This window comes from Bacillus sp. K7 (assembly GCF_053903245.1).
In genome coordinates, this window is sequence record NZ_CP096406.1 from 1,019,821 (window position 1) to 1,046,391 (window position 26,571).

At 44.9% G+C, this 26,571-nt stretch carries 28 protein-coding genes; 12 read left to right on the forward strand and 16 right to left on the reverse strand.

Annotation, left to right across the window (positions count from 1 at the left end; translation table 11 throughout):
* Positions 1 to 4: 4 nt before the first annotated feature.
* The 3 genes from M1D98_RS05090 to cueR form a co-directional block, all read right to left on the reverse strand.
* Positions 5 to 904, reverse strand: coding sequence for an NAD-dependent epimerase/dehydratase family protein (locus tag M1D98_RS05090; protein WP_010329206.1), 900 nt, complete (start codon positions 902 to 904; stop codon positions 5 to 7).
* A 159-nt stretch (positions 905 to 1,063) separates the two neighbouring features.
* The gene (locus tag M1D98_RS05095) at positions 1,064 to 2,398 is read right to left on the reverse strand and encodes a hemolysin family protein (RefSeq protein WP_010329207.1); all 1,335 of its coding nucleotides are present in this window, start codon (positions 2,396 to 2,398) and stop codon (positions 1,064 to 1,066) included.
* 60 nt (positions 2,399 to 2,458) lie between these two features.
* Positions 2,459 to 2,890 (reverse strand): Cu(I)-responsive transcriptional regulator, encoded by a 432-nt coding sequence (gene cueR / locus M1D98_RS05100; RefSeq protein ID WP_100741069.1) that lies wholly within the window; start codon positions 2,888 to 2,890, stop codon positions 2,459 to 2,461.
* Between the two features lie 157 nt (positions 2,891 to 3,047).
* On the opposite strand from cueR, the gene M1D98_RS05105 reads away from it, so the two are divergent.
* On the forward strand, positions 3,048 to 4,229 hold the full coding sequence (locus M1D98_RS05105; RefSeq protein ID WP_268558637.1) for a pyridoxal phosphate-dependent aminotransferase: 1,182 nt from the start codon (positions 3,048 to 3,050) through the stop codon (positions 4,227 to 4,229).
* 285 nt (positions 4,230 to 4,514) lie between these two features.
* Positions 4,515 to 5,900 (forward strand): hemolysin family protein, encoded by a 1,386-nt coding sequence (locus M1D98_RS05110; RefSeq protein ID WP_268558636.1) that lies wholly within the window; start codon positions 4,515 to 4,517, stop codon positions 5,898 to 5,900.
* Positions 5,901 to 5,913: 13 nt separating this feature from the next.
* Here the strand turns inward: M1D98_RS05110 and crcB are convergent, their stop codons facing one another.
* The 3 genes from crcB to M1D98_RS05125 are packed head-to-tail and all read right to left on the reverse strand — an operon-like array spanning position 5,914 to position 7,380.
* Complete coding sequence (gene crcB / locus M1D98_RS05115; protein ID WP_121642225.1) at positions 5,914 to 6,270, reverse strand: fluoride efflux transporter CrcB; 357 nt, start codon at positions 6,268 to 6,270, stop codon at positions 5,914 to 5,916.
* Positions 6,267 to 6,662 (reverse strand): fluoride efflux transporter FluC, encoded by a 396-nt coding sequence (locus M1D98_RS05120; RefSeq protein WP_010329212.1) that lies wholly within the window; start codon positions 6,660 to 6,662, stop codon positions 6,267 to 6,269. Before M1D98_RS05120 ends, crcB begins: the two co-directional genes overlap by 4 nt.
* Entirely contained in the window at positions 6,649 to 7,380 is a 732-nt protein-coding gene (locus tag M1D98_RS05125; RefSeq protein WP_010329213.1) for a glycerophosphodiester phosphodiesterase, read from the reverse strand. The genes M1D98_RS05120 and M1D98_RS05125 overlap by 14 nt, the downstream gene beginning before the upstream one ends.
* A 234-nt stretch (positions 7,381 to 7,614) precedes the next feature.
* Here M1D98_RS05125 and M1D98_RS05130 point away from each other — a divergent pair, with 234 nt between their 5' ends.
* The 3 genes from M1D98_RS05130 to M1D98_RS05140 all read left to right on the forward strand — a co-directional run bounded on the left by M1D98_RS05130 (position 7,615) and on the right by M1D98_RS05140 (position 9,805).
* The gene (locus M1D98_RS05130) at positions 7,615 to 7,722 is read left to right on the forward strand and encodes a YhdX family protein (RefSeq protein WP_003224203.1); all 108 of its coding nucleotides are present in this window, start codon (positions 7,615 to 7,617) and stop codon (positions 7,720 to 7,722) included.
* A gap of 151 nt (positions 7,723 to 7,873) precedes the next feature.
* Positions 7,874 to 8,989 carry a mechanosensitive ion channel family protein gene (locus tag M1D98_RS05135; RefSeq protein WP_456280061.1) on the forward strand — a complete coding sequence of 372 codons (1,116 nt, stop codon included), beginning with the start codon at positions 7,874 to 7,876 and terminating at the stop codon, positions 8,987 to 8,989.
* Between the two features lie 72 nt (positions 8,990 to 9,061).
* The gene (locus M1D98_RS05140; protein ID WP_268558634.1) at positions 9,062 to 9,805 is read left to right on the forward strand and encodes an NAD-dependent protein deacylase; all 744 of its coding nucleotides are present in this window, start codon (positions 9,062 to 9,064) and stop codon (positions 9,803 to 9,805) included.
* A 25-nt stretch (positions 9,806 to 9,830) separates the two neighbouring features.
* Here M1D98_RS05140 and M1D98_RS05145 read toward each other — a convergent pair whose 3' ends face one another.
* Positions 9,831 to 10,679: a polysaccharide deacetylase family protein gene (locus M1D98_RS05145; RefSeq protein WP_268533077.1), complete on the reverse strand. Its 849-nt coding sequence runs from the start codon at positions 10,677 to 10,679 to the stop codon at positions 9,831 to 9,833.
* A 284-nt stretch (positions 10,680 to 10,963) separates the two neighbouring features.
* Between M1D98_RS05145 and dat the strand changes: the two genes are divergently transcribed.
* Complete coding sequence (gene dat / locus M1D98_RS05150; protein WP_268528592.1) at positions 10,964 to 11,815, forward strand: D-amino-acid transaminase; 852 nt, start codon at positions 10,964 to 10,966, stop codon at positions 11,813 to 11,815.
* A 40-nt stretch (positions 11,816 to 11,855) separates the two neighbouring features.
* On the opposite strand, the gene nhaC is transcribed toward dat, so the two are convergent.
* Entirely contained in the window at positions 11,856 to 13,217 is a 1,362-nt protein-coding gene (nhaC, locus tag M1D98_RS05155) for a Na+/H+ antiporter NhaC (RefSeq protein ID WP_435576774.1), read from the reverse strand.
* 124 nt (positions 13,218 to 13,341) lie between these two features.
* Positions 13,342 to 13,842, reverse strand: a complete 501-nt coding sequence (locus M1D98_RS05160; protein ID WP_435576775.1) for a universal stress protein — start codon at positions 13,840 to 13,842, stop codon at positions 13,342 to 13,344.
* Positions 13,843 to 14,000: 158 nt separating this feature from the next.
* Here M1D98_RS05160 and M1D98_RS05165 point away from each other — a divergent pair, with 158 nt between their 5' ends.
* From M1D98_RS05165 to bmrD, 3 genes are all read left to right on the forward strand, one after another.
* Positions 14,001 to 14,186, forward strand: a complete 186-nt coding sequence (locus M1D98_RS05165; RefSeq protein WP_435576894.1) for a hypothetical protein — start codon at positions 14,001 to 14,003, stop codon at positions 14,184 to 14,186.
* Positions 14,187 to 14,286: 100 nt separating this feature from the next.
* Complete coding sequence (gene bmrC / locus M1D98_RS05170; RefSeq protein WP_121642232.1) at positions 14,287 to 16,044, forward strand: multidrug ABC transporter ATP-binding protein BmrC; 1,758 nt, start codon at positions 14,287 to 14,289, stop codon at positions 16,042 to 16,044.
* On the forward strand, positions 16,041 to 18,062 hold the full coding sequence (gene bmrD, locus M1D98_RS05175; RefSeq protein WP_456280062.1) for a multidrug resistance ABC transporter ATP-binding protein/permease BmrD: 2,022 nt from the start codon (positions 16,041 to 16,043) through the stop codon (positions 18,060 to 18,062). The genes bmrC and bmrD overlap by 4 nt, the downstream gene beginning before the upstream one ends.
* A gap of 44 nt (positions 18,063 to 18,106) precedes the next feature.
* Here bmrD and M1D98_RS05180 read toward each other — a convergent pair whose 3' ends face one another.
* The 6 genes from M1D98_RS05180 to spaC all read right to left on the reverse strand — a co-directional run bounded on the left by M1D98_RS05180 (position 18,107) and on the right by spaC (position 22,221).
* Positions 18,107 to 18,727: an NAD(P)H-binding protein gene (locus tag M1D98_RS05180; RefSeq protein WP_435576777.1), complete on the reverse strand. Its 621-nt coding sequence runs from the start codon at positions 18,725 to 18,727 to the stop codon at positions 18,107 to 18,109.
* A 38-nt stretch (positions 18,728 to 18,765) separates the two neighbouring features.
* On the reverse strand, positions 18,766 to 18,891 hold the full coding sequence (locus M1D98_RS05185; protein WP_082022483.1) for a hypothetical protein: 126 nt from the start codon (positions 18,889 to 18,891) through the stop codon (positions 18,766 to 18,768).
* A gap of 105 nt (positions 18,892 to 18,996) precedes the next feature.
* Complete coding sequence (gene sspB / locus M1D98_RS05190; protein ID WP_121642235.1) at positions 18,997 to 19,200, reverse strand: beta type acid-soluble spore protein SspB; 204 nt, start codon at positions 19,198 to 19,200, stop codon at positions 18,997 to 18,999.
* Positions 19,201 to 19,410: 210 nt separating this feature from the next.
* The gene (locus tag M1D98_RS05195) at positions 19,411 to 19,629 is read right to left on the reverse strand and encodes a YheE family protein (RefSeq protein WP_082022484.1); all 219 of its coding nucleotides are present in this window, start codon (positions 19,627 to 19,629) and stop codon (positions 19,411 to 19,413) included.
* Between the two features lie 149 nt (positions 19,630 to 19,778).
* Entirely contained in the window at positions 19,779 to 21,140 is a 1,362-nt protein-coding gene (locus M1D98_RS05200; RefSeq protein ID WP_121642236.1) for a YheC/YheD family endospore coat-associated protein, read from the reverse strand.
* The gene (gene spaC / locus M1D98_RS05205; RefSeq protein ID WP_435576778.1) at positions 21,130 to 22,221 is read right to left on the reverse strand and encodes a spore coat associated protein SpaC; all 1,092 of its coding nucleotides are present in this window, start codon (positions 22,219 to 22,221) and stop codon (positions 21,130 to 21,132) included. The genes M1D98_RS05200 and spaC overlap by 11 nt, the downstream gene beginning before the upstream one ends.
* A gap of 269 nt (positions 22,222 to 22,490) precedes the next feature.
* Between spaC and M1D98_RS05210 the strand changes: the two genes are divergently transcribed.
* Together M1D98_RS05210 and M1D98_RS05215 are read left to right on the forward strand one after the other, a co-directional pair.
* Complete coding sequence (locus M1D98_RS05210; RefSeq protein ID WP_121642238.1) at positions 22,491 to 23,624, forward strand: DUF445 domain-containing protein; 1,134 nt, start codon at positions 22,491 to 22,493, stop codon at positions 23,622 to 23,624.
* A 92-nt stretch (positions 23,625 to 23,716) separates the two neighbouring features.
* The gene (locus M1D98_RS05215; RefSeq protein ID WP_010329229.1) at positions 23,717 to 24,070 is read left to right on the forward strand and encodes a YlbF family regulator; all 354 of its coding nucleotides are present in this window, start codon (positions 23,717 to 23,719) and stop codon (positions 24,068 to 24,070) included.
* A gap of 44 nt (positions 24,071 to 24,114) precedes the next feature.
* Here M1D98_RS05215 and M1D98_RS05220 read toward each other — a convergent pair whose 3' ends face one another.
* Positions 24,115 to 25,188 (reverse strand): DNA alkylation repair protein, encoded by a 1,074-nt coding sequence (locus M1D98_RS05220; RefSeq protein ID WP_121642239.1) that lies wholly within the window; start codon positions 25,186 to 25,188, stop codon positions 24,115 to 24,117.
* 486 nt (positions 25,189 to 25,674) lie between these two features.
* On the opposite strand from M1D98_RS05220, the gene M1D98_RS05225 reads away from it, so the two are divergent.
* Positions 25,675 to 26,541, forward strand: a complete 867-nt coding sequence (locus tag M1D98_RS05225; protein ID WP_010329231.1) for a Cof-type HAD-IIB family hydrolase — start codon at positions 25,675 to 25,677, stop codon at positions 26,539 to 26,541.
* The last annotated feature ends 30 nt before the right edge of the window (positions 26,542 to 26,571 follow it).

Here is a 26,571-nt window from a genome sequence, read left to right on the forward strand (position 1 = left end):
TGTTTTAGATTTTGGATAATGAAAGCTGATCCTCTGGCAGCGCTTTAAGTGAGCCGTCATTGTTTAATACAGACCGCCATGTATAACGGGGTTCATATCCTAGGATCTTTTTCGCTTTATCGATTGCCATTAGTGTTTCATATCCTTTTACATCCCGCTTTAAAGAGACTTCCGGGAAAAACCGTTTTACCAAGTCTTCACTCGGTTCTTTCATGATGGTATCCGGCGCCGTAATGTGGAAGACCTCATTGCCGATATTGTTTTTTTCGATTGCAAGCAAGCAAGCGTGCGCCGCATCTCTCACATCGCAATATGCCCATGCATTTTTCTTTTGAATATCCTTTTGCTTTTCGTTCCAATGCATGCCAGGAATTTTTTCATACTCATCAGGTTCATATATATTTGCAAAGCGGAGGGTGACAATTTGTGTATTCATCAGCTTTGAAAACATATCTGAAAGGATCTCGGTCAGGCGCTTTGCCATTGCATAAGACGACTTGACAATGGTTGGATGCTCTTCGTCTACAGGAAGGTAACTGAGCTCTTTCGGCACAAACGGATATCCCAGCACCGTCTCGCTCGAAGCCCATACAAGCTTACGCACTTTAAAATCTTTGCAAGCCTCCAGAATATTGAAGTTGACAAGCATATTATTTTCAAATATCGCCTGGGAGGGATTTCTGACATCGGTCGGAATATTCCCGAGGTGGACTACAGCGTCACAGCCCATAATAAGCTGGCATACTTGGCCGTAATCCCGCAAATCGGCCTGGATAAATGTTTTTGATGCTGATTCCTCTGCTAATACTCTATCTGATGCTGTCACATCGTGGCCGGCCTCCAATAATGTTCTGACGGCCCACCGCCCTATTTTCCCTGCTGCTCCAGTTACCACTACTTTCATGTTTTCACTCCTTTTTCTTGTTGTAAATAAGATCGAGCCCCTTGATTAGACTTCCCGAGGATTACCGTTTTATTAGCAGCAGTTTTTGTTGATGAAGAATGGGAAGGGGAAAACAAAGCATAATAAAAAAGACACCTCCATAAAAGGTGTCTTTACAAATTAAGCCTCTTTCGATTCTCCAGCTTCAACCAGCTCTTCTGCCGCAAGCTTTTTGACTTCAATATAAGCGACGTGGTGGCCGTCAATTTCATTAATAATGAATTCGCAGCCTTCTTCGATGATAGAATCATCTTTTTCAACATCGTATTTTTGGGTAAGGAACCAGCCGCCGATCGTATCGACTTCTTCGTTCTCTAAATGAATGCCGAGCAGGTCGTTTACTTGGTCGATTAACACTTTTCCGTCAAGAATATAATGGCCTTCGCCGATTTTACGGATTTCGTTAATTTCATCAATATCAAATTCGTCGCGGATTTCGCCGACGATCTCTTCGATGATGTCTTCAACCGTCACGAGTCCGGCAGTCCCGCCGTATTCATCGGACAGGATGGCCATGTGGACCCTGTCTTTTTGCATTTTGACAAGCAGATCTTGGATCGGCGCGGATTCAATGACATGAATGATCGGGTTGACGAATTGAGAAATGGTGGAATCAACAGATACCTCGCCGCTGATGCAGGCGGTCAGCACTTCCTTAATATTAATGACCCCGATAATGTTATCCTTATCGCCCTCTTCTACAGGGTAGCGGGTATATTTTTCAATCTGAATGATGTCCATCATTTCAGAAATCTTGATATCATGCGGAAGACTGACAATTTCAGTCCGCGGAATCATAATTTCTTTCGCGAGCCTGTCGTCAAATTCAAAGATTTTATTCACATATTTAAACTCTGACTGGTTAATTTCACCGCTTTTATAGCTTTCAGACAGTATGATTCGCAACTCTTCTTCAGAGTGAGCCAGTTCATTTTCTGAAACAGTTTCCAGGCCAAATGCTTTTGTCAATAACCGTGCGGAATTGTTCAAAAGCCAAATGAACGGGAACATAATGCGGTAAAACCAAATCAGCGGTTTCGCAAACAGCATAGACACTGCTTCCGCCTTTTGGATGGCGACTGTCTTAGGCGCGAGTTCTCCGACAACAACGTGCAGGAACGTGATAATGGCATACGCAAAAATAAACGATATGACATGTGAAAGGGAACCTGGCACATTCAATTGTACGAAAAGCGGGTGAAGCAGCCTTTCAATTGTGGACTCGCCTAAAACCCCTAATCCAATGGAAGTCAATGTAATTCCGAGTTGACACGCAGATAAATATTCATCAAGATGCGTGGTCACTTTTTTTGCGGCTATTGCTGCTTTATTTCCTTCCGCGATCAGCTGATCGATTCGTGAGCCTCTGATTCTGATAATGGCAAACTCAGATGCCACGAAAAATGCCGTCAGGGCGATTAAAACAGCAACTAAAATCAAATTCACTATGTCCAATTAGAACCTTCACTCTAGCATTGAGAATGAAGGTAACACCTCCTGTTAGATAAAATGGTTTTAACGTAACAGCAGCATAAATGATTGGAACACGGCGAGCTTTTCGGGTGGGAGCTTGTTCTTCAGCTTGTCACGATCCTCGGGCTTCAGCCGTTCAAACCGATGCAAGATTCCGGAGATATTTTGATTCATATGATCAATTTCCAATGCCAGTTTACCAATTTCATCATCAAGTTTAGCTGAAGAGGGAAACTGGTTCTCCAGTCGATCTTTAATATCGGACAGGGCCAATCGCTGCTTCTTGCAATCTACAATAAATATGAGTCGTTTGAGTGCGTTTTCATCGTAGTAACGGTAATTTGAACAGGATCTGGCCGGCGTAAGCAGACCGATATTTGTATAATAATCAACTGTTCGTTTCGTTACTCCCGCAAGTTTTGCTAGTTCACTGATGCGATAAGTCTCAGCCCCATCTATATCCCTCCCAACCATCACGTTATAGTTATGAGAATAGTTTAATATATGAACGGTGTTTTGCACAAGTTTATTGTTTTTCCCTAGATTAGCACTGGAAGTTGTGGAATTCTTCATTTTATTGAAGTAACATGTAAAGAAAGAATTTTCAAAACTTTTCACGTGGAAGGGACAGATGAAATTGGCTGGGTTATCCCGGGAAATTGAAGAAAACTTACATAAAGGGTCATGGATTCGCAAGCTGTTTGATGAAGGTGCAAGACTGAAGAAAGAGTTCGGGGATGATCAGGTCTTTGATTTTTCGCTTGGCAACCCGATTGTGGAACCGCCTGAAGCTTTTAAGAGAGCGTTGCGAGAAGAAGTTGAAAAAGGCAATCATGGATACATACAAAACCAAGGGCTTCCGGCAGCGAGAGAGAAAGTCGCGCAATTTCTGGGGTCCCGTTTTGAAGCGGAGTTCGCGGCGGAACGCGTCGTCATGACGGTGGGCGCGGGCGGCGCCTTGAATGTCGCGTTAAAAAGCATTGTAAATCCGGGGGAAGAGGTTATTATTCTCGCGCCTTATTTTGCCGAGTATAAATTGTATATTGAGAACTATGGGGGAAAGGCTGTCAGCTGCCCATTAACGCCCAGGTTTGAGATTGATATTGAAGCGGTCAGGCAATCCATCACCCCAAAGACGAAAGGGCTAATCCTCAATACACCTCATAACCCGACAGGAACTGTACTCAGCCAGAAAAATATAGATGATTTAGGTGCTTTATTAAAAGAAATAGAAGGGAAGAACGGCCAAACGATTTATGTGCTGTTTGATGAACCATATAGTCAATTAATCTATGATGCAGAGCTTGCAAATCCGTTTCAATCGTACCACCGTGTGATTTTGGCGAGCTCATTCAGTAAGGATCTCGGCATAGCGGGTGAGCGGCTCGGGTATATTGGTTTGGACAGCAAGATGCCTGATTCTGGCCTTTTGATCAACGCTTTTGTGTATTGTAATCGCACACTTGGGTTTGTGAATGCGCCAGTCATGATGCAGCGGGCTGTGGCAAGAATGGATGATGTAAGGGTAGACGCTAGCGCTTATAAAGCGCGCAGGGATTTAATGGTTGGCATTTTGAAGGAAGCCGGTTTTGAATTCGAAATGCCGAAGGGCGGTTTCTTCGTTTTTCCTAAATCGCCAATAGAAGACGAAGTTGCATTTTGTGTGCATGCCGCTCAAAAATACAAATTACTAATCGTGCCCAGCAGCGGGTTTGGAATGAAAGGGCACTTCCGTTTATCTTTCAGTGTGCCGATCGAGCAGATCAAAAACTCACGGGACATTTTCGTTTCCTTATATAAAGATTTTGCTTAAACGAAAACGGTTTTGAATGCTGTTTTCTGTTTTCATATTCACAACATGATGCCAGGCTGTGCCTGCGATGAAAGCCCGCCCTGCAGTAAAAGTCTAAAAATTAAAAATCATTTTTGGAATGAGTTGTGTTACAATAAAATATACAATTTATAATCAAACTTTGACTTGGAGGTGGTATGATGGGGCCCTCTGCTTAGGCAACAATACACCGCGTACCTCAATGTTAAGGAAAAATGATTATATCAGGAGGTGACTCCTTATCCTTTTATGAGAGGATAAGGTTAAATGGACGATATTGACAGTCTGATTTTAATTGGTGTGCTCATTGCTTTAACCGCGTTTTTCGTTGCAAGCGAGTTTGCGATTGTTAGAGTAAGGAGATCCAGAATTGATCAGCTTATCACGGAAGGAAACAAACGGGCGATACTCGCAAAGCGTGTCATTACAGATTTGGATGAATATTTATCCGCATCCCAGCTGGGCATTACCTTGACATCAATCGGACTCGGCGTGCTGGGGGAGCCGGCATTTGAACGGCTGCTGCATCCATTGTTTGAACCGCTCGGTCTGCCGGAATCGATTTCTCATGCGGCCTCTTTTGCGGTTGCGTACGGCATGATCACGTTCTTGCACGTTGTTGTGGGCGAACTGGCCCCGAAAACGGTCGCGATTCAAAAGGCAGAGCAGCTGACCTTGCTGATAGCGGGTCCATTGCGTTTATTTTATTTGCTCCTGTTTCCGTTTATTTGGATCCTCAATGGGTCTGCGCGGCTTTTATGCGGCATGTTCGGTTTAAAGCCTGCGTCAGAGCATGATGGTTCCCATTCTGAGGAAGAACTCAGAATGCTGTTGTCTGAGAGTTTGAGAAACGGAGAGATTAATCCGTCTGAATATAAATATGTAAATAAGATTTTTGAATTTGATAATCGGATCGCCAAAGAAATTATGATACCGCGGAAGGAAATAGCCGCTGTGTCAACAGAGATGACGATGGCAGAGATGCTTGAAGTCATGCTGAAGGAAAAATACACGCGCTGGCCTGTTACAGATGGGGACAAAGACAGTGTCATCGGTTTGGTCAATACGAAGCATTTGTTTTCTGATTTGCTGTTTATGACAGAAGAGGAACGAATGAAGATGACGATCCATCCGTATGTACGGCCTGTAATCGAAGTGATTGAAACCATCCCGGTTCATGACTTGCTGATTAAAATGCAGCGTGAACGCATTCATATGGCCATATTGTCGGATGAATACGGAGGAACCTCGGGGCTTGTGACCACAGAGGATATTCTTGAAGAAATTGTCGGCGAGATCCGAGATGAATTTGATGAGGATGAACAGCCGCTGATCCAAAACCTTGGCGAGTGCCATTATGTCATGGACGGTAAGGTTCGGATTGATGAGGTGAACAGCCTTCTCGGCGCATCGATTCAAGAAGACGTCGATACGATCGGCGGGCTGATATTGAAAGAAAACATCGATATTGAGACCGGTGAATCCATCCGCATCGGTTCCTATACAATAAGAGTGCTGAAGATGGACGGCCGATTAATCAAACAAATCGAGATAAAAGAAGAAGCCGGCAGCACAACCGGGGTTACGGCGCACCACACGCTGCCGCTGCCCGAGCCTGTGATGCTGAACAGTGCGACCTTGAGCGAGAAATAAGCTCAAGGTTTTTTTACGTTGCAATTGTCCAGCCGCACCAAAACGCCAACATTGACCCGCAAAGCGTTAGGGTGATGTACAGGATGCTTTCCATAACGCGTTTGGCCAGCAGGAGCTGCACACTTTCAACGCTGAAAGTGGAAAAGGTTGTAAAGGCGCCGAAAAATCCCGTGCCCATGATGAGGGAGGCCGAATCATTGGCGATGTGAAGCCCTGTAAACATTCCCAGCCCAAGAGCTCCCAGAATATTAATTGTTAGTATGCCAATGGGCAGGCTAAGACCTTTGGTTTTGGCGGTGACGACATTGCCAAGCCAAAAGCGCAGCATCGCGCCAAGGCCGCCCGCTATCAAAATACCCGCCAGTGTCAATTTTCCCGCATCTCCTTTCTTTGCTGGTTGCCGGCTATGCGCCGTCCCGCCAGTACGCCGATCAGCGCAAGAACGATTCCTGCTGTCAATGATACCGCCGCATACAAAATAGCCAGTGAGGATTGTGCTTGTAAAAGCATCACCGTTTCTTTAGAAAATGTGGACATTGTTGTAAAGCCGCCGCAAAAGCCAGTGCCTATAAAAGCCGACAGCAGAGGCCGTTTTGCCCTGATCATAAAAAAACCGGTCAGAATGCCTAATAGAAGGCTGCCTGCCGCGTTTTCGAGCCAGGTTGCTGCCGGGAACTGATCGGTCTGTATCCACATGTTTATTCCGTACCGGAGAAGGGCGCCAAGCGCGCCTCCGATAAAAACCGCGCTATACATTTTCATATTTGCCATCCTTTTTGATGAAATCCGGGTAGTCTGTTACGATACCGTCCACGCCCATGGCTTGTAATTTCGCTGCTGTTTTTTGGTTTTTAACAGTCCATGCAAATACTTTTAAGCCATGTTTATGGGCAGAAGCGATCATCAGACGATTGAGTCTTGTGTATTTAATATTGACATAGTTTGCGATAGATTGGCAGGCCTTCAGCTGATTTCTGGGCAGCATGCCAAAGTTGGGCCTTGTAATAACTGCTGTCGGAAATGATGGATAAAGCTCACGGAACCTCTGGACGGAGCGGAACTGAAAGGATTGAACAATATTATCGACAGAAAAAGAAAATTGCCGTAACAGCTGTCCCGCTTCTTTTTCAATTCCGATTTGAGATGGATGGCCTTTTAATTCAATTAGTAGGCCGATTTTTTTGTGATAGCGCTTGAGGACCTCTTCCAAGGTTGGAATGCGCTCTCCCTGAAAAGCGGGGCCGTACCAGCTCCCTGCATCTAGCTTTCTCAATTCCTCCAATGTAAAATCCTTAACAAAACCCGATCCGTTTGTTGTTCGGTCAACCCTGTCATCGTGTATCACAACAATCTGCCTGTCTTTTGTAAGCTGGACATCCAGTTCGATCATATCTGCATTCATTTCCGCCGCGAGGTCAAATGCGGCAAACGTATTTTCCGGAGCGTAACCTGATGCTCCGCGGTGGGCAATGGTGTACACGCTAAGTCAGCTCCTCATATGGGCATTTCTGTTATTGTATCAAATCCATATATGCGCGGCGATACAAACTGGTGAATTTTTTCTGCCATATCGGAATGGTCCGGGCTGGAAATCGCGTATAACTAAAAAAAAGACACTCAGCGTATCAGAACCTTTTTCGTCAAGAATTTGGGGCTTTCGACATCTTCACAAAACACTCTGTTACTTTATAATAGCAAAAAAGGAGGCGAGATCATGGGAAAAGGGAGAATCAGAGTGGAGGAAAGAATTAAAGCCGAAACGGACGCTGAAATGCAAAAAGCAACTCTCCTTGATCAGACACAAACGAAAAAAAGTAAGTGACTGTCCCTATTGAATCTGGCTGAATAGATCATTTGAGAAATGACCCCGGCGGAATGCCGGGGTTTTGTGCTGAAAAATAGACATTTAGATGAGCATCTTTACGAATCTTTTAGTATAATAAACATTTGATTTAAATAGAAGGGAGACTCTTATGCTAGATGATCTGCAGCAATACTTCACACTCGATAAAATGATACAAATCGGCATCAGCTTAGCGATTTTGCTGGTGTTTCTTATACTTAGAAAACTGTTTACAAGATATTTTTTTCAGTTGCTTTTTAATCTCACGAATCGGCGGAAAACAGAAATTTTCAAACAGGTGGTTGTGGCATTTGAAAAGCCGGCCAGATGGTTTTTTGTGGCATTAGGGCTGTTTTTAGCGATCCGGTATTCACCGTTTTTAGACGAACAAATGCCTCTCATCAGCAACATATACCGCTCACTGATTGTGGCGCTTTTGTGCTGGGGGCTTTGTAATTTGACCGCAGCGTCGTCGTTTATCTTCCATAAGGTGAATCAGCGCTTCGAGCTGGACATGGATGACATTCTGGCGCCGTTTTTGTCCAAATTGCTTCGTTTTGTCATCGTTGCGCTCAGTGTCAGTGTGATCGCTCAGGAATTCAATTATGATGTCAATGGATTTGTGGCAGGCCTCGGACTTGGCGGACTTGCTTTTGCGCTTGCAGCGAAGGATACCATCAGCAACTTCTTCGGCGGAATCATTATTATTACCGAAAAGCCGTTTACCATCGGTGACTGGGTGGAGACGTCGACGGTAACGGGCTCAGTAGAGGATATTACCTTCAGAAGCACGAGATTCAGAACCGCACAGGGGGCGCTTGTAACGGTGCCGAACTCTACGCTGTCGATGGAAGCGATCACGAACTGGACAAGAATGACCAAACGCCAGATCACGTTTTCCATCCATGTGTCTTACGCAACGCCGATTGAGAACCTCGATCGCTCCATTCGTTCTCTCAGAACCATGCTTTTAGAACATGAGGGCGTTGATAATGAAACGATCATGGTCAACTTTGATACGTTTGCCGACAGCTACTACAATTTATTTTTCAACTTCTATACAAAAACAGCGGTTTGGGCTGAAAACCTCGATGTTAGAGAGGATATTAACTATAAAATCATTGAAATCCTCGCCGCAGAAGGCGTCGAGTTCGCATATCCCGGCCAAATGGTTTTTGTAAAGCAAAAACATCAAAATGATCCGTTCCAAGTGAATGGTAGTAAAGAAGAAAAGGAACGGGCTTAAAAAGGGAAAGACTTCGTCTGACAGAGGCGGAGTTTTTTTCGTGGTAAAATAAGAGAAAAAGGCGGTGTTGAGTTGGAAGCATTCAAACATATTCTAAATGAAGGACAGCGAATTGTCGTGCTGACCGGAGCTGGAATGAGCACTGAATCAGGAATTCCCGACTTTCGTTCAGCAGGGGGGATTTGGACGGAGGATGCCTCAAGAATGGAAGCGATGAGCCTTGAATATTTTTTGAGCCACCCGCGTCTGTTTTGGCCCAAATTTAAAGAATTGTTCCAGATGAAAATGAGCGGCAGCTTTGAACCGAATGAAGGGCACTTGCTTTTAGCTGAGCTGGAGAAGCAAGGGAAGCAGGTCGATATCTTTACGCAAAACATTGATGGACTTCATAAAAAAGCCGGAAGCAGACATGTGTACGAATTGCATGGTTCTATTCAGACAGGAGCCTGCCCGGCATGCGGCGCACAGTATGAGTTGCCTCATTTGCTGGAGCGGGAGGTGCCGGAGTGTACGGCGGCCGGAAAAGATGGTGGGATTTGCGGAACGGTATTAAAAACCGATGTGGTTCTCTTTGGCGATGCCGTCTTGCACTTTGAGACCCTTTATGAAAAGCTGGATCAAGCAGATCTTTTATTGGTCATCGGCACGTCTCTCGAAGTCGCTCCGGCAAGGTTTGTGCCTGAGGACGCAAGCCGGATTCCCGGCATAAAGAAAGTCATCATTAACCTAGAGCCGACGTATTGCGACAGCTTGTTTGACATGGTCATTCATCAAAAAATTGGAGAGTTTGCCCGAAGTTTGGGAATAAAAAAGTGAGGCCGCATAATCGCGCCTCACTTTTTTATTCGTGAACAGGAACCATTGTGTCCTCTAACACTCCAAAGGAATAGCCTTTTTCTTTTAGCTTATGGATTAATGCCGGCAGCGCGTTCACAGTAGCCGGAAGATCATGCATGAGAATGACATATGGCCTGCTTGAATGGCTATGTTCCATATTCTCCAGCTGCTGTAGTACGGCCGTCACATATTCTGAATTCCGGTATTTCCAGTCCATGCTGTCAATGGTCCAATCCCAGTACACAAAACCGCCTTTCTCAAGATTGCGGACTTGTGAGGCGGTCAGTGACGGCTTGCTGCCGTATGGCGTTCTGACAAGATCGGTTTTATATCCTGTAATGTCTTGCAGCGTATCACGCGCCGCCTGCATTTCCTTTAACGGAGATGTCGGTGTTTGATAGAATAATTTGTTATTATGGGTGACGCCGTGTAAACCGAGTGCATGGCCTTCCTTTTCCGACCTTTTCACAGCTTGTTTGAATTCAATCATCCGCGGTGACAGCATAAAAAATGTCGCTTTGACATCAGCTTGTTTCAGTACGTCGAGCAAGCGGTTTGTATAGGCTGACGGGCCGTCATCGAAGGTTAGGTAAACCGTTTTGTCTCCCATGTTCTGTTTCGTCTGCAGATGTTTGATCAGCAGATCGGGGGAGTCGCTTTTCAGCTTCAAGCTTTCCTTCTCATTGCGAAGCTGGCCGTTTGTTGTGACAGTGACTTCCTTTGCTTTCGTTGAGCTGTTGGAATAACCCAACATCACCATCATCAAAAGCAGTACACATAAAACTGCTAAACTTGCAAATTTAAAAGCAAGCGAAACTGCAGATGGAGAAGTGTCTCCTCTCGTTTGTCGCATAACAATCTCTCCGTTGGCATAAAATCTCTACATATCGCTGTACAACAGGCAGTTTAGAAAGATGCCATATGTTTACAACCTATGTATTACCAATCAAGTATACAGGAACAAAAATGGAAAGAACATAGAAAAATTGTCGAAATGTCAGATTTTAAGAAAAAATTAAACGCCTTCCCGCTATAGATCTCTTGATCTTTCTGTTTTTCAGCTCATCCAATATGGTAGAATAAGTGACAATGGCAGCTTGAAAAACACCAGGGAAATCTCGCAAAGGGAGTGCTTTTATGAAGGTTTTAGTCAATGGCCAGCTGGTTGGGCGCAGCGAAGCTTCGATCGATTTGGAAGATCGCGGTTATCAGTTTGGCGATGGGATCTATGAGGTTATCAGGGTGTACAAAGGAGTTTTGTTCGGCTTGCGTGAGCATGCTGAGCGTTTTTTCAGAAGTGCGGCTGAAATTGGAATATCATTGCCGTTTAGTAGAGAAGACCTCGAGTGGGACCTGCAAAAGCTTGTACAGGAGAATGCGGTCAGTGAGGGAGCGGTATACATTCAGACGACAAGAGGTGTGGCGCCGCGAAAGCATCAGTATGAAGCTGGACTTGAGCCGCAGACGACTGCTTACACATTTTCTGTGAAAAAACCCCAGCAAGAACAGGCATACGGAGTGGCAGCCATTACAGATGAGGATCTTCGCTGGCTGAGATGTGACATTAAAAGTCTGAATTTACTGTACAATGTCATGACGAAGCAAAAGGCCTATGAAGCGGGAGCATTTGAGGCCATTTTAATAAGAGACGGTGTTGTTACGGAAGGTACATCCTCTAACGTTTACGCCGTTATCAACGGGACGGTGCGAACGCATCCGGCTAACAGGCTCATTCTTAATGGCATTACACGGATGAATATTTTAGGGCTGATTGAAAAGAACGGCATCAAGTTTGATGAGACGCCTGTCAGTGAGGAAGAACTGAAACAGGCGGAAGAGATCTTTATTTCATCTACGACGGCAGAGATCATTCCGGTTGTGACGCTCGATGGAGAATCGGTCGGAAGCGGCATACCCGGACCGGTGACAAAACAGCTTCAGGCTGCTTTTCAAGAAAGCATTCAGCAGGCAGAGATCATTCCGGAATGAAGCATAAAAAAGAGCCCGCTTTTTGCAAGCGGGGCTCTTTTTATTTTTTAATAAATCCAACCAGAATTGAGAGCATCGGAGATATATAAAGGAAGAATGCAAACGGGATATAGTCTATGACGGGAACGCCAAGCGCGCTTGCCATAAAGGCTCCGCATACGCCCCAAGGGATCAACGGATTCATTAATGTCCCGCCGTCCTCTAAGGATCTGGAAAGAAATTTTCGCTGGATGTTTTGTTTGTCGTATAAGGTTTTAAATGATTGTCCCGGTATTAGTATCGATAAATATTGTTCACCAGTTGCCAAATTGACGCCGATGCTTGAACAGACAGTTGCCGCAATCAGCTGGCCTTTTGAGCGGATGCCTTTCATGACACCCTCCAACAGCGCGGAAATCAATCCGATTTTCTCCATCAATCCGCCGAGTGCAAAAGCGATGATAATGAGCGAAACTGAGCCCATCATGGATTGCAGTCCGCCTCTGTTGATGATTTTAGCGGCAGGCTCATTGTCAGTTTCGAACGCCGTGCCATGTTGCAAAGCTGTCATAAACCCTTGTATGCTGCTGTCAGGGACAAATATAGCCGTTAACATTCCCGAGGAAATAATTCCGGCAGTCAGAACGGGAATGACGGGGACACGCTTAACCGCCAGCAAAACGACTAAGAGCGGTGAAAGAAGCGCCCATGGCGTCACATTCGCAGCATCCTTGATTCCGGTTATGACATGTTGAATATCATCGGTAGAAGCAGTGTCCGCGGATACTGATAAACCGAGAAAGTAAAACAGCACGACGGTGATAAGCAAAGCCGGAATAGTAGTGCCCATCATATGGCGAATGTGCTCAAAAATCGGTATTTCGCCTATACCGGCGGCAAAATTGGTTGTATCCGACATCGGCGACATTTTATCACCAAAGCATGCGCCGCATATGACCGCACCTGCCACCCATTCAAGCGGAACACCGGCCGCGCTCGCCACGCCGATCAGTGCGACTCCAATCGTGCTCACAGTTGTCAGGCTTGAGCCGACAAGCGTGCTGATGATCATGCAGGAAAACAAAGCAGTCAAAAGAAGGTGGCTGGGTTCAATAAAGGACAGGACATAAACTGTCACGGACGGTATGGCGCCGCTGTACATCCAAGCGCCGATTAAGATGCCGATCAGCGCCAGAACGATAATCGGCTGTACGCCGTTCTTGATCCCATCGGCCATTCCTTTTTCTAGGGTCTTCCAAGGGAACCCGCACCATAAACCGGCTGCTGAAAGGGTAATAACACATAGAAACAGCGGGATATGCGGTTCTATATGAAGCAAAAACAAGCAAGAAATAATAATGCCTAACATCAATATAAATAAACCGACGGCTAACGGAAACGTCAGCTTTTTTTGAGAATCCAAAATAACACCCCATATGATCTTTAATGCTTTTGTGCTTTTGGGCACGAAAGCATTATAACAGAAAAAAACGAAAATCTATGTTTTTTCACAATTTTGAATTTAAAAAAGTGAGCACAGGGCGTGCTCACTTTACAATCAGGACGGGTATATCTGATTTCGCTGAAAGTTTTTCGCTCACACTTCCAAATAATAACTTTTTCAGCTTGTTTTGATCTCTGCTTCCGGTTACGATCAAATCGGCGGAAATGCGGGTTGCGTGCTCAATAATCGACTCTGCCGCATCGCCTTCTACTATATCGATATCTCCATCGGCCTGCTGGTCATTGAGCATCATTCTGGCTTCGGCGATGACTTCTTCCGTACGGTCTTCGTAGATGACTGGCTGAGTTGGTGCGACATCTGATATAAGAGGATCAGGAACATTCGTCATGCCACCGCCAATATAGCTTGCTCCCGCTTCGGGCCTTGGCGGGTCGATGATGGTCTGAGTGTCCTTCACATCATGTGAATGGGCGATGGTAATGGCGGCATTTACGGTTTTAGCAAGATCAATGGCTGTCTGAAGCGCTCTCTTACTGTTTTCACTTCCGTCAAACGCAACGATAATACGTTCAGCATGAAACATCATTCTCACCCTTTCAAAAACGTCTTACAAGACAATACCCGGATCCTAGTACAATTAACCATTTCCTTATGAAGAAAATATTGACAAAAAAGGTTTTGTTTATATGATGAAAAAAAGACGAAAAATGGAAGGAGGGTTTGCTATGCCAAGGAATTTGCGTGTTTACAAAACAGCTTCATATTGGCGCGGCAAACCCCATGTTCTGTTTGATTGAACGGTTTTTTAAGTCTAGCCGCGCGCTGAAAAGCGCTATGCATATCATATTGGTTAAAAAAGGCATGGAGCTGACGCTTCATGCCTTTTTTATATACAAAATCAAGGAAGGACAGGTGTATGGGATGTGAAGAAAAATACAGAGACAAGACCAACTTGTACCAAACTGAACGAAAAAGGAAGCAAGGAAAAAATAGAAGGCGGCTGATGAGATAAAGGAGATGAGGATTGATGTTCTCAGTATTGAAAAAGCTTGGCTGGTTTTTTAAAGCATACTGGCTGCGCTATACAATTGCGATTGTGCTCTTATTAGGAGTCAATGTCATTGAAATGTTTCCGCCGAAGCTCTTGGGAAACGCCATAGATGATATGAAATCTGGGGCGTTTACTGCGGATGGGCTGCTGTTTTATATCGGTATCTTTATTGTGCTGACGGCGGTCGTGTATATCATGTCTTATTTTTGGATGCACCAGCTGTTTGGCGGAGCGAATCTGATGGAGAGAATTCTTCGTACGAAGCTGATGGGGCATCTGCTGGCCATGTCTCCGCCGTTTTATGAAAAGAACCGGACAGGCGATTTGATGGCGCGGGGGACAAATGACCTTCAGGCTGTCAGTTTAACGACGGGGTTTGGCATCTTGACATTAGTCGATTCTACGATGTTTATGATGACGATCTTTTTGACGATGGGATTTCTGATCAGCTGGAAGCTGACCTTTGCCGCCATTCTCCCGCTTCCTATTATGGCGATTGCCATCAGTCTATACGGAAGTAAAATTCATGAGCGGTTTACGGAGGCCCAAAATGCGTTCGGGGCGCTGAATGACAAGGTACTTGAATCTGTTTCAGGCGTGCGGGTGATTCGCGCGTATGTGCAGGAAACAAACGATGTCCGCCGGTTTCATGAAATGACCGCTGATGTTTACCAGAAAAATATGAAAGTGGCATTTATAGATTCGCTATTTGAGCCGACAGTGAAGCTGCTTGTCGGCGCCAGCTATCTGATCGGGCTCGGTTATGGAGCGTTTCTTGTGTTTCGGAATGAACTGACGCTTGGCGAGCTTGTTTCCTTTAACGTTTATCTCGGCATGATGATTTGGCCGATGTTTGCAATCGGTGAACTCATTAATGTGATGCAACGCGGCAATGCGTCATTAGACAGGGTGAATGAAACTCTTTCTTATGAGCCGGACGTGACAGATCCAAAGCAGCCCGCTGAACTGAAAGAGCCTGGAGATATTGTTTTCAGCCATGTCAGCTTTACATATCCAAGCTCAACAAGCAGCAATATTCAAGATGTTTCGTTTGCGGTGCAAAAAGGGCAGACTGTCGGGATTGCCGGGAAAACCGGGAGCGGAAAAACGACGATTATTAAGCAGCTTTTGCGCCAGTATCCCGCAGGCAAAGGGAGCATCACGTTCTCAGGCATACCAATTCAGCAGATCCCTCTTGACCGGCTACGCGGGTGGATCGGATATGTGCCGCAGGATCATTTGCTGTTCTCGCGGACGGTAAAAGAAAATATTCTATACGGAAAACAGGATGCGAGTGATGAAGAGGTTCGGCAAGCCATTGCCGAAGCACATTTTGAAAAGGATGTGCACATGCTTCCGTCCGGCTTGGAGACAATGGTCGGCGAAAAAGGCGTGGCGCTGTCCGGCGGGCAGAAACAAAGAATTTCGATTGCGAGAGCCCTTATGGCGAATCCGGAGATTTTGATCCTGGATGATTCGCTTTCTGCTGTGGATGCCAAAACAGAGGCGGCGATTATCAGCAATATCAAAGAAAACCGCAAAGGAAAAACGACATTTATTTTGACGCACCGTTTATCCGCGGTAGAGCATGCTGACTTGATCCTTGTGATAGACGGCGGCGTGATTGCTGAGAGAGGCACCCATCAAGAGCTGATGGCCAATAATGGGTGGTACCGGGAACAATATGAAAGACAGCAGCTGTTCACTGCGGAAGAAGGGGGAGCAGGGGCATGAAAACAGGAAAAACGTTATGGAGATACGCACTCCTTTATCGGAAATTGCTGATCATAGCCGTCGTTTTGCTAGCTGTCGCCGTAGGAGCAGAACTGACTGGGCCGTTTATCGGCAAAAAAATGATTGACGATCATATCCTCGGTATTGAGAAAACTTGGTATGAAGCTGCGGAAAAAGATAAAAACGCCGTTCAGTTTCACGGCACCTCTTATGTAAGAGAGGACCGTATGCAGGAACCTGTTTCTCAAGAAAAAGAAGCGCATATTTATCAAGTGGGGATGGCGTTCTATTTTGTTGATCAGGCTGTCAGCTTTGACGGGAACAGAACGGTTTCTGAAGGAAAGCTGACAATCACAAACGGAGACAAGAGCCGGACATATGCTGCCGAAAAGCTGACAAAAGAGGAAGTTTTCCAGTTCTATCAGCCGGAAATAAGAGGAATGATGTTTCTGATCTGTCTTTATGGAGGCTTGCTCGTCTTTTCTGTATTTTTTCAATACGGACAGCATTATTTGCTGCAGATGAGCGCCAATCGGATTATTCAGAGGATGAGGCAGGACGTGTTTTCGCATATACAGAAAATGCCAATACGCTATTTTGATAACCTTCCCGCAGGCAAAGTGGTTGCGCGGATTACCAATGATACGGAAGCCGTCAGGGATTTATATGTCACAGTGCTGTCAACATTTGTGACAAGCGGAATCTATATGGTCGGCATATTCGCAGCTTTGTTTCTGCTTGATGTGAAGCTCGCGTTAGTGTGCCTGGCCATTGTGCCGATCATCTGTCTGTGGTCAGTTATCTACCGAAAATACGCGTCTTATTACAATCGAAAAATCCGCTCGATCAACAGTGACATTAACGCAAAGATGAATGAGTCCATTCAAGGCATGACCATTATTCAGGCTTTCCGCCACCAGAAGGAAACGATGAGAGAATTTGAGAAATTAAATGAATCTCATTTTTATTTTCAAAACAGGATGCTGAATTTAAACTCCTTAATGTCCCATAACCTTGTCAATGTGATCCGAAACCTTGCGTTTGTCAGTCTGATCTGGCACTTTGGCGGTGCGAGCCTGAATGCGGCTGGAATTGTTTCTGTCGGCGTGCTGTACGCGTTTGTTGATTATTTAAACCGGTTATTTCAGCCGATCACAGGCATTGTCAACCAGTTTTCAAAGCTGGAGCTGGCACGGGTTTCCGCCGGGCGTGTTTTCGAACTGCTTGAAGAAAAGAATACGGAAGAAGCAGGTGAGCCTGCAAAGGAGCGTGCGCTGGGACGGGTTGAATTTCGTAATGTGTCATTTGCATATCAAAACGGTGAAGAGGTATTAAAACATATTTCCTTTACCGCACAAAAAGGCGAAACTGTAGCGCTCGTTGGCCATACAGGATCAGGAAAAAGCTCGATTTTGAATCTTTTGTTTCGTTTTTATGATGCGCAAAAAGGAGATGTTCTGATTGATGGAAAAAGCATTTACAACATGTCAAGACAGGAACTCAGATCCCACATGGGCATTGTCCTTCAGGACCCTTACCTATTCTCGGGCACGATCGGTTCTAACGTAAGCCTTGATGATGAAAACATGACCGATGAAAAGATCAAAAAAGCGCTGCGGCAAGTCGGGGCCGAGAGCCTTTTGGAAAAGCTGCCCCAAGGCATCAATGAACCGGTGATTGAAAAAGGGAGCACGCTATCTTCTGGAGAGCGGCAATTAATATCTTTCGCAAGAGCTCTGGCCTTTGATCCCGCTATTTTGATCTTAGATGAAGCTACGGCGCATATTGATACAGAGACAGAGGCCGTGATCCAGAAGGCGCTCGATGTCGTAAAACAAGGACGCACCACTTTCGTCATCGCCCATCGGCTTTCAACAATCAGAAACGCAGATCAGATTTTGGTCCTTGATAAAGGAGAAATTGTTGAGAGAGGGAACCATGAGGAATTAATGGCGGTCAAAGGACAATACTATCAAATGTATGAGCTGCAAAAAGGCAAGAAACATTCCATCGCATAATGCTCACAACCCCAAAACAATCGTGTTTTGGGGTTGTTATGTAGTTAATAGGCCAGTCCGGCACGATATCCGGCATACTCGCCTGTAATGAGCTCATGATATAAAAAATTAGCTGTATCGCCGACCGTAATGCTTGTGCCGCCCTCCGGCAAAACGTTACGCTCCACACGGTACTCGCCGGTTGCTGCTCCGTCCGGGAGGTAAGTGGGGCAGATGATTGTCCAGTCTAAAGATGATTCTTTTAGCATTTCGTATACTTTTGCATGCTCCTTGGCTGCTCGGGTTAGCTTTCGTTTTGATTCACTTGTTTCAAACCGGTACTTTCCCGGTTCATATCGGGAATTAAGAATGCCTGCGGTACCGATCGTAATCACCCGTTTGATATGCTGTTCTTTCATAATGGCGATTATATTTGCCATCGCTACAGACAAGGTATCATCACCATCCGTGCCGAGACAGCTGATCACGATTTCAGCATCCTTCACAACTTTTTCCACATCTTCCCGGCGGCGCGCATTTCCCATGATGAGCCGGTCTTCTGGAAGGGGAAGCCCAGATTGCTGAGCTCTGAGTAGAGCGTACATATCAAATTGTCCATCTGCGGCCGCTTGTTTCAAAAAAGCTTGTCCGACGCGCCCGCTGGCTCCAAATAAAGCGATTCTCATCAAAAAACCTCCTTGCCCCTCATTATAAAAGGATGCTTTCAGTTTGAACAGCGCGGGAAAGAATACCTGTACATATAGGCAGAACGATGGGAAACATATTCATGAAGCATGGATATACTGACGAACTGAACCAGCTCCCAATTCACAAAGGCGATGAATGCCACCCTCATTCCCTCCCTTTTTTTCTAGGATATGTGAAGCGGGAAAAAAGGGTGACAAATAGAAAGAGAGCGCGGAAAATGCGCCCTCTATAGCCAGATATTGAGTTGTTATTGTACGCTGCCGCCCATATGCTGCTGAGCAAAAGAGACTAAACGCTTAGTGATTTCTCCACCGACAGAACCGTTAGCGCGGGAAGTTGTATCCGCTCCAAGGTTAACGCCGAACTCAGAAGCGATTTCAAGTTTCATTTGATCGATAGCCTGAGCTGCGCCAGGAACTAATAATTGATTTGAAGAGTTTTGGTTAGCCATGTGTAAAATCTCCTTTTTGTTTAGTATGGTTGGGTTAACTGGAGTTGCACCAGTCTGTGGACCCGTCTCGGGTGTCACTGCCGCCTCGGCGTAACCCAATGCTTTGCCGGCTTGTTACTAGTATTATGTTAAAATGGCCGAGGACGCATGCGAAAAATTGAGTGGTAAATGTTGAGAAGGCATAAAAAAAGCTTAGCCGTCCAGGCTAAGCTAGTCATAAATATGAAAAAGCATCAGTTCATGTATTTCGTTTGTAAGAGCAGGTTCATCAGCGCGGGCGGGAAACAAATCTCCCCATTCAATTTCACCGCTTTTATGATAGATGCCTTCATAATGGGTTCCTTTATAATAAAACGAAATTCTCCATCCGGGCAGCTTTTCTTTTTGGAACAACGGTTTCCAGCTGAAATGAGAAATCATGGCGGCCACGCTCCTTACTATTGATATCAAATGACCTGGTGACGAACGAATTATTTTTATTGTACCACTGTTTCAGAACATCATTGTAGGCCTAATTGTGAAGCAGTTTGTCCCAGCGACGGATAAAGAAAAGCCCGCTTATCAAAAAAGCGGGCAGATTACGAAGGCCATAGCGCTTCAGGGGAGATAATCGCCTTCTCGGATAGATATGACGCGTATTCAAAGCTTCTTCGTTTTGTCAGAGAATCAACATGATGCAAATTCGGATGAGAAAAAATACTGCGACCCGGACGTGAATTCGCTTCAAACATCCATACTTTACCGTTCTGATCTATGCCAAAATCGAAACCGATCTCCCCGATCAACCCTTCGATATGGTCGTGAAGCACATGGCTTGCTGTCAGTGCTGCAGCAGAAAGCTTTTTAATGACCTCAATTCTTTCAGCGGGATTACCGTATACTTCTGCAAGTGTTTTGACGATTCCGCCATTAGAAAGATGTGTTGTAATGCTGTTTTCTCCGGAAATTTTCACGGCGATTGCTGTCACAGTCCATTTTCCTTTTCTGTTTTTATTGGTATGGACACGGAAATCCGCTGGTTTGCCTTGAAACTTAATCAAATCGACACCTTGCTGAATGAGAAAATCGGACAGATTGTGCTGTTTTTGAAATTCTTTCAGAAATGAAGCGGCATCGGAATATTCAACTGAAGAAAACGTTTTAGCATCATTCGTATGTTTCACTGTCAGGCCATCGTCTGTTTTTGTCAGCTGGTAAATGCCGGTTCCGAGTGCTCCGTTGGCCGGTTTTATATAAACTTTTTTGTATGCGTCACAAAGCTCATCGATCCGCTCCTCAGACGGTGCCAGCGCGGATTTCGGCAGAAAAGGGGCTGTTCTCGGATCTTTTTCGAGCAATTGATGAACGCTCCATTTATTAAAAAACGTTTTATTAAACCATGGAATCTGGTATTCATCGATGAGTCTCTTTTTTGTATGTTGCAAGAGAAGCGAATCTTCAATTTTTCGGTTTGGCAAACGGTCATAAACGACGTTCGGCAGCGGGACGACTTTTTTCTCCCAGCCGTTTTCCCTGTAAAGGAGCCCCTCAATCGTACCTTCCTCCCAATTGATTTGGTGAGCGCCAAACACGAAGCAGTAGCCTCCTGCTTGCTCGTGTAATGTGAGAAGCTTTGAAAAAAAGAGGGAGCGATCCTTAAATGGGCGTTCAAGTGATACGGTAAACCCTGCCGTAAAGATGCCGATTAACGGCCCGATATGTACCGTATGATCATGAATCAGAATGTCAGCTCTGCTTCGATGGGGAAGAAAAAGCTCGTGAAACAGATTTTCAGAGAGAAGGACGGTTTGTTCTAAATGCCGTCTGTAAGAAACGTGGCATCTGACAACCTTCGTTCCGAACGCGGCATGCAAGAGACCGTCTCTTTTCAGCGAAAAGGGCAAAATTAAGGTGTTTTCACTGGTTTTGTCTATGCCGATCAAAAACCGTTTATGATTCACGCGGAAGAACTCCTTTCCGGCTTTGCTCAGAAAACAGATATTGGCAGCGTTTTAGGGGACAAGTGTACATTTGTTCTTTTTGCTCGGGAGAGACTCGCAAAATTGACTTTCTGCCTGGTTTGGAATTAATATCCAATATCCAGATCCTCCCGTCCTTCGCAAGGCATATATCGAGGCCTAGTTCAAACAGAGGCCCATAGCGCTCATCAAGATAATAAGGAACCGACTGGGTAATCGAGAACACGTCATCAAGTAAGACCACTTGCTGTCTTTTCGGTATACCTTCAAACCAAGAATCGAATGTAAGTACATCAGACCCGCCTGACAAATTGGCTAGCAGCCCGTGTTTATATCCGCGTCTCACGGCCTTTCCCACTGTATTCCATTCACCTGCTTCGTTTTTTTCCATGAACAGGCGGATATCACATGGGTATTGCTCTTTATCTTGAATATTTAAATAAGGCTGAAGCAAATAGTGATGCTGTAGCACTTTTTTGCACCATGTTTTAAAAGAAGCATGGTTGGAAAAGGTTTTTGTCTGCTTATCCTTTCCGATGTGATACGTGGCGGTTATGTGTTTCTTGCCGAGCGCCAATAGAATAACGCCTCTGCCTCCTGCGCCGAACGCCGGTTTTAGGATGCAGGCTTTATCCTTGGATAAAAAGGAATGGATTTGCTCATAGCGGCTCACCTTCATCGTCTCCGGAATATAAGGATTGATCACAGCGTGCTGCTGCAAATCATGAAGGACAGTCCATTTATCAGGAAGCCCCCGGCCGATGAATTCTGTTTTCGGATATTTTTTGAGCCATTCAACGATCGGCTTTGCTTTTTGGGATTGTGAATCTTTGCCGTAAAAACAGCGGTCATAAATATATTCTGGAATGGCTAATTCAGTTTCGTTCCAAGTGCTGTTGGCCGAATGATAGACCGAGGCTTTGACACGCAACGTGTCAGGTGAAATATCGAACGGTGTAAACCGGATGAATCGTATGCCGAATTCGGGTGCTCTTTTGGCCAATTCTGCGGAATAATCCGCTTCATGCTGGCGGGATAAGGACATAAAACCGAGTGTTATCATGATGAGACTCCCCCTTTTATTCAAAAGCTGCCGGCGGGTGTCAGCAGCTTTGCGGTAAAAACATTCAGGACGAACGCAGCTGACGGTATTCTACTTTACAGATTACGATTCTTCACCTTGCCCTATTCCAGATAGACAAGCTGATTTTCTGACAATAGGAATTTGTCTCCTCGTTTGCTAAGTGATTGCATCAGCCTCTATAATACGAATAGGTACATGATGAACAATATGAAAAAAGATGAAGCACAGATGGAGGAAGATGAATAGGAATGGGTATTGCAGGAACCTTTATTTTTATGATCGTGATCGGCGCTGCCATTGGCGCGGTGACGAATCATTTAGCAATTCAAATGCTATTTAGGCCATATAAAGCGCACTATTTGTTTGGGAAACGAGTCCCTTTTACACCCGGACTGATTCCGAGAAGACGGGATGAGCTTGCAAAACAAATGGGACTGATGGTCGTCAATCATCTCTTAACCCCTGAAGGCATTAAAAAGCGGCTCGTCTCTGATACAGCCAAAAAGCAGGCTCTACAAGTCGGTGAACAGCTGATTCAAAAGCTGTCACTTTCTGAAATGACAGTAAAAGAAGCGCTTGAAAGAGCCGGGATCAAGCGTCCGGATGAAGCGGCAGACGCATGGATCAGCAGCTGGACGGATGATAAGCTGAATGAGCTTTTCCGCCAATACGAACACCGATCGTTAAAAGAGCTGGTGCCTTTGGAAGTGCAGGAAAAGCTTGAGGAAAAGATTCCGATGATCTCAGAATATATATTGTCACGCGGCATCAATTATTTTGAAAGTGATGAAGGGAAAATCCGTCTCGGCCATATGATTGATGACTTTTTAAAAGAGCGCGGCATGCTTGGAAGCATGGTGCAAATGTTTTTGGGCAATACCAGCCTCGCGGATCGCGTGTTGCCGGAGCTGCTGAAGTTTTTGCGGAATGACGAGACAAAAAGGCTGCTTTCTGACCTTTTGAAAAACGAATGGGGCAAGCTGAAGGAGTATACGTTTTATGAAGCAGATGAAAAATGGAATGCCAAGGCGCTCATTTTCAGCCTGAAACGAAGAGTGCTGCAAACATTTTCGACTGCCCCTTTCTTCAATAAGACGATCGGAACGCTTACTCTCCGGTATGAATCTGAATTGACCCAGCAAATGCTGCCGGCACTGTTAGACAAATTGCTTGAAGGCGTTTCAGCCAATCTTGAAAGCGTCTTAAAACGGATGCGCCTTGAGGAAATCGTCAAGGAGCAGGTGGATCAATTCCCGGTACAGCGTCTTGAAGAAATGGTGCTGTCCATTTCAAAAAAAGAATTTAAAATGATTACCTATTTAGGAGGCCTTCTCGGCGGAATTATAGGTGCGGTTCAAGCGTTGTTTGTCACCCTTTTTTAAGAAGAAATGGTCCTTGATTAATGAAAGGAGCTCCATAGTCTGTTATAGTGGAGTGGTATGTCAAATGGCAATGATGAAAGGAGCTATTTACAATGGCTGTTAATTTTTATGATGTAGCATATGACCTGGAAAAATCATTACGCGGGAGCGAAGAGTTCACCCGTTTAAAAAACCTTTATGATGAAGTAAACGCAGATGAATCTGCAAAGCGCATGTTTGAAAACTTCCGTGATGTGCAGCTTAGACTCCAGCAAAAACAAATGGCAGGAGAAGAAATTACAGAAGAAGAAGTAACGCAGGCTCAAAAAACAGTTGCGCTTGTACAGCAGCACGAAAAAATTTCTCAGCTGATGGAAGCGGAGCAGCGCATGAGCATGCTGATCGGCGAATTGAACAAAATCATTATGAAGCCTTTGGAAGAGCTTTACGGCAGTGTCGAAGGCTAAACAGCAAAATCCCTTCTTGGAAAAGAAGGGGTTTTCTTATGCAGTCAGCAAACTTGGAAATCCAATGAATCTTTTGCCTCTCCATTGATGATTACTGATAATGTATGAATTCCTTTGTAATGTTTTCTGGTGGTTAGATCCCTAAAGGAATGAACTTTTGTGTATGACTTCGTTTCGTTTTTTCTTATGGTTGTTTCTGATATTTTAAATACTTTTTGATGACGCTGGCCTCTTGCTTTTACAAAATCAATTGCGTATTCAATTCTTACTTTTTGATCCCTGTCTGAATGAATAGAGAAAGAAAATTCAAGGCTTTCGCCAATGGCTATACGGCTGGATTGGCATGTGAAATCATGTAATTCTATCAAATCAGCATTTTCATAACCAAACAGCGCTAAGGCCTGTTGATCACCCTTTTTTAATAAGGTCCGATAGGCGTGTTTGATGATCCAATCGGCATAGCGATGTGTTCCGTACCATTGGTCAGCGACTTTTCTCAGCAAGTGAGGGTGCGTTTTTGATATATCGTTAAGGTTATTGGCCACGCTTTTCCTCACATACAAGGACTCGTCCTGCATCAGCTTCTCAAGGATCGGCAGAACGGGGGAAGGGTCCAATTTCAAAGCGGGTATCGTTTTTCCCCACGGCAGCCGGGGTCTGCTTCCTTCGCTCGCTAGTCTTCTCACGTGTTCATTTTCATGCTCAGACCATTTTAGCAATTGCGCAATCATTTTTTCTTGATCTAAAAGCAAAAAAGGCCTTACAGCAAATTCTGAGGTAGAATATTGTGTAAAGTATTCCAATGCCTTTATGGATTCGTCCCAATGCGCTAACCCATACTGTTCCACATAATCAGGGAATAGAATGCCGCTGAGCCCTTTAAAATGAGGGGCTGCATCCCGTAAAATAGCGAGTGCTTCATTGTACGGTTTTGGCAGTGTTTCGTATAAGGAAGCTGTAATGCGGCGCATCCGCTCTTTTAAAGCGAGTTCAGGCCAGTCTTCCTTCAGCAAATGTTCCTCGAAGCGGCCTTGATGAAAACCAGGGCAAGATGCCTTTATATGGTGTATCAATTGAGATATCAGTTTTTCATTGTAAATTTCTTTTAAATCAGCCATCTGATCACCGCTTTTTCATTTATTGTTTATATCGTACGGGAATATATGTTCTGCATCAAGTAGATAGCTCCAAAAATTAACAACAAATCCTACCTTAGTATACATCATTTGGTTACTTTTTTTAGTTAAAAAAACCCTTGTCATCAGCAAGAAAAACTGAGATAATGGCATTGAAAGCGCCTACACTTACCTGATTTCAATTGGATACGGTCGCATATCATGCCGTTATATAGAGGGGATAAGCAACAGAGAGTAAGTGTTCGGAGCGCGTCATTGGTCAAACAAGGGGTTCCTGATACATGATTTTTCGTAAATCGAAATAACGATATTAGGGAAAATGGCAGCTTCGATCGTATCCTATCATCATGCCATACATAAAGTCTGCTGAGCCAGGCTTTTTTTGCTTGGCGGAAAAGGTTGTTCTAAACACAGAGACAGGGTCATATCCTATACACAAGTACAGTCATCAAGGAGGGGGACATCTCTGTGTCAAAACAATTGCTTGCCTTAAACATAGATGGAGCGCTGCTTCGGTCGAACGGAAAGATTCATCAGGCAACGAAAGACGCGATAGAATATGTAAAGAAAAAAGGGATTTACGTCACACTCGTGACCAACCGACATTTTCGTTCAGCACAGAAAATAGCGAAATCGCTTAAGCTGGATGCCAAGCTGATCACCCATAGCGGAGCATACATCGCTGAGAAAATAGACGCCCCGTTTTTCGAAAAAAGAATTTCTGATGATCATACTTTTAATATTGTTCAAGTGCTGGAGAGCTATCAATGCAATATTCGGCTTCTTCACGAGAAGTATTCCATTGGAAACAAGAAAAAGGTGAATTCTAATTTATTGGGGAAAGCACTTATTCATCCCTCTGATCCGATCTTTTATCCCGTCCAGTTTGTTGAATCATTAAGCGATCTTCTCATGGATGAGCCGGTGAGTGCGCCTGTCATCGAGGTGTATACGGAGCACGATATTCAGCATGATATGACAGAAACGATTACGAAAGCTTTTTCGGCGGTTGACGTCATCCGTGTAAGTGACGAGAAGCTGAATATCGTCCCGAAAGGTGTCTCGAAGGAAGCGGGCCTGGCCCTTGTCGCTTCTGAACTTGGGCTGACCATGGATGATGTCGTGGTCATTGGGCACCAGTATGACGATCTTCCGATGATTGAACTTGCAGGTCTTGGGGTAGCGATGGGGAACGCCGCTCCGGAGATCAAGAGAAAGGCCGATTGGGTCACAAGGTCCAATGATGAGCAAGGTGTCGCTTACATGATGAAGGAATACTTCCGAATGCAGCAGCGAAAAGGATTTCTTGATAAGTTCCACATGAAACGTGTGTAAAAAAGCCGCTCGCGCCCTGACAGGTGCGGC

What these genes read in the sequence shown, in the direction of transcription:
- M1D98_RS05135 (WP_456280061.1), top strand. Translation starts at nt 7,874, where the DNA reads ATGCTAGATGATCTGCAGCAATACTTCACACTCGATAAAATGATACAA.
- M1D98_RS05180 (WP_435576777.1), bottom strand. Translation starts at nt 18,727, where the DNA reads ATGAGAATCGCTTTATTTGGAGCCAGCGGGCGCGTCGGACAAGCTTTT.
- M1D98_RS05105 (WP_268558637.1), top strand. Translation starts at nt 3,048, where the DNA reads ATGAAATTGGCTGGGTTATCCCGGGAAATTGAAGAAAACTTACATAAA.
- bmrC (WP_121642232.1), top strand. Translation starts at nt 14,287, where the DNA reads ATGTTCTCAGTATTGAAAAAGCTTGGCTGGTTTTTTAAAGCATACTGG.
- spaC (WP_435576778.1), bottom strand. Translation starts at nt 22,221, where the DNA reads ATGATAACACTCGGTTTTATGTCCTTATCCCGCCAGCATGAAGCGGAT.
- M1D98_RS05120 (WP_010329212.1), bottom strand. Translation starts at nt 6,662, where the DNA reads ATGAAAATGTATAGCGCGGTTTTTATCGGAGGCGCGCTTGGCGCCCTT.
- bmrD (WP_456280062.1), top strand. Translation starts at nt 16,041, where the DNA reads ATGAAAACAGGAAAAACGTTATGGAGATACGCACTCCTTTATCGGAAA.
- M1D98_RS05210 (WP_121642238.1), top strand. Translation starts at nt 22,491, where the DNA reads ATGGGTATTGCAGGAACCTTTATTTTTATGATCGTGATCGGCGCTGCC.
- M1D98_RS05220 (WP_121642239.1), bottom strand. Translation starts at nt 25,188, where the DNA reads ATGGCTGATTTAAAAGAAATTTACAATGAAAAACTGATATCTCAATTG.
- dat (WP_268528592.1), top strand. Translation starts at nt 10,964, where the DNA reads ATGAAGGTTTTAGTCAATGGCCAGCTGGTTGGGCGCAGCGAAGCTTCG.
- M1D98_RS05145 (WP_268533077.1), bottom strand. Translation starts at nt 10,679, where the DNA reads ATGCGACAAACGAGAGGAGACACTTCTCCATCTGCAGTTTCGCTTGCT.
- M1D98_RS05215 (WP_010329229.1), top strand. Translation starts at nt 23,717, where the DNA reads ATGGCTGTTAATTTTTATGATGTAGCATATGACCTGGAAAAATCATTA.
- M1D98_RS05160 (WP_435576775.1), bottom strand. Translation starts at nt 13,842, where the DNA reads ATGTTTCATGCTGAACGTATTATCGTTGCGTTTGACGGAAGTGAAAAC.
- M1D98_RS05110 (WP_268558636.1), top strand. Translation starts at nt 4,515, where the DNA reads ATGGACGATATTGACAGTCTGATTTTAATTGGTGTGCTCATTGCTTTA.
- cueR (WP_100741069.1), bottom strand. Translation starts at nt 2,890, where the DNA reads ATGGTTGGGAGGGATATAGATGGGGCTGAGACTTATCGCATCAGTGAA.
- M1D98_RS05090 (WP_010329206.1), bottom strand. Translation starts at nt 904, where the DNA reads ATGAAAGTAGTGGTAACTGGAGCAGCAGGGAAAATAGGGCGGTGGGCC.
- sspB (WP_121642235.1), bottom strand. Translation starts at nt 19,200, where the DNA reads ATGGCTAACCAAAACTCTTCAAATCAATTATTAGTTCCTGGCGCAGCT.
- M1D98_RS05130 (WP_003224203.1), top strand. Translation starts at nt 7,615, where the DNA reads ATGGGAAAAGGGAGAATCAGAGTGGAGGAAAGAATTAAAGCCGAAACG.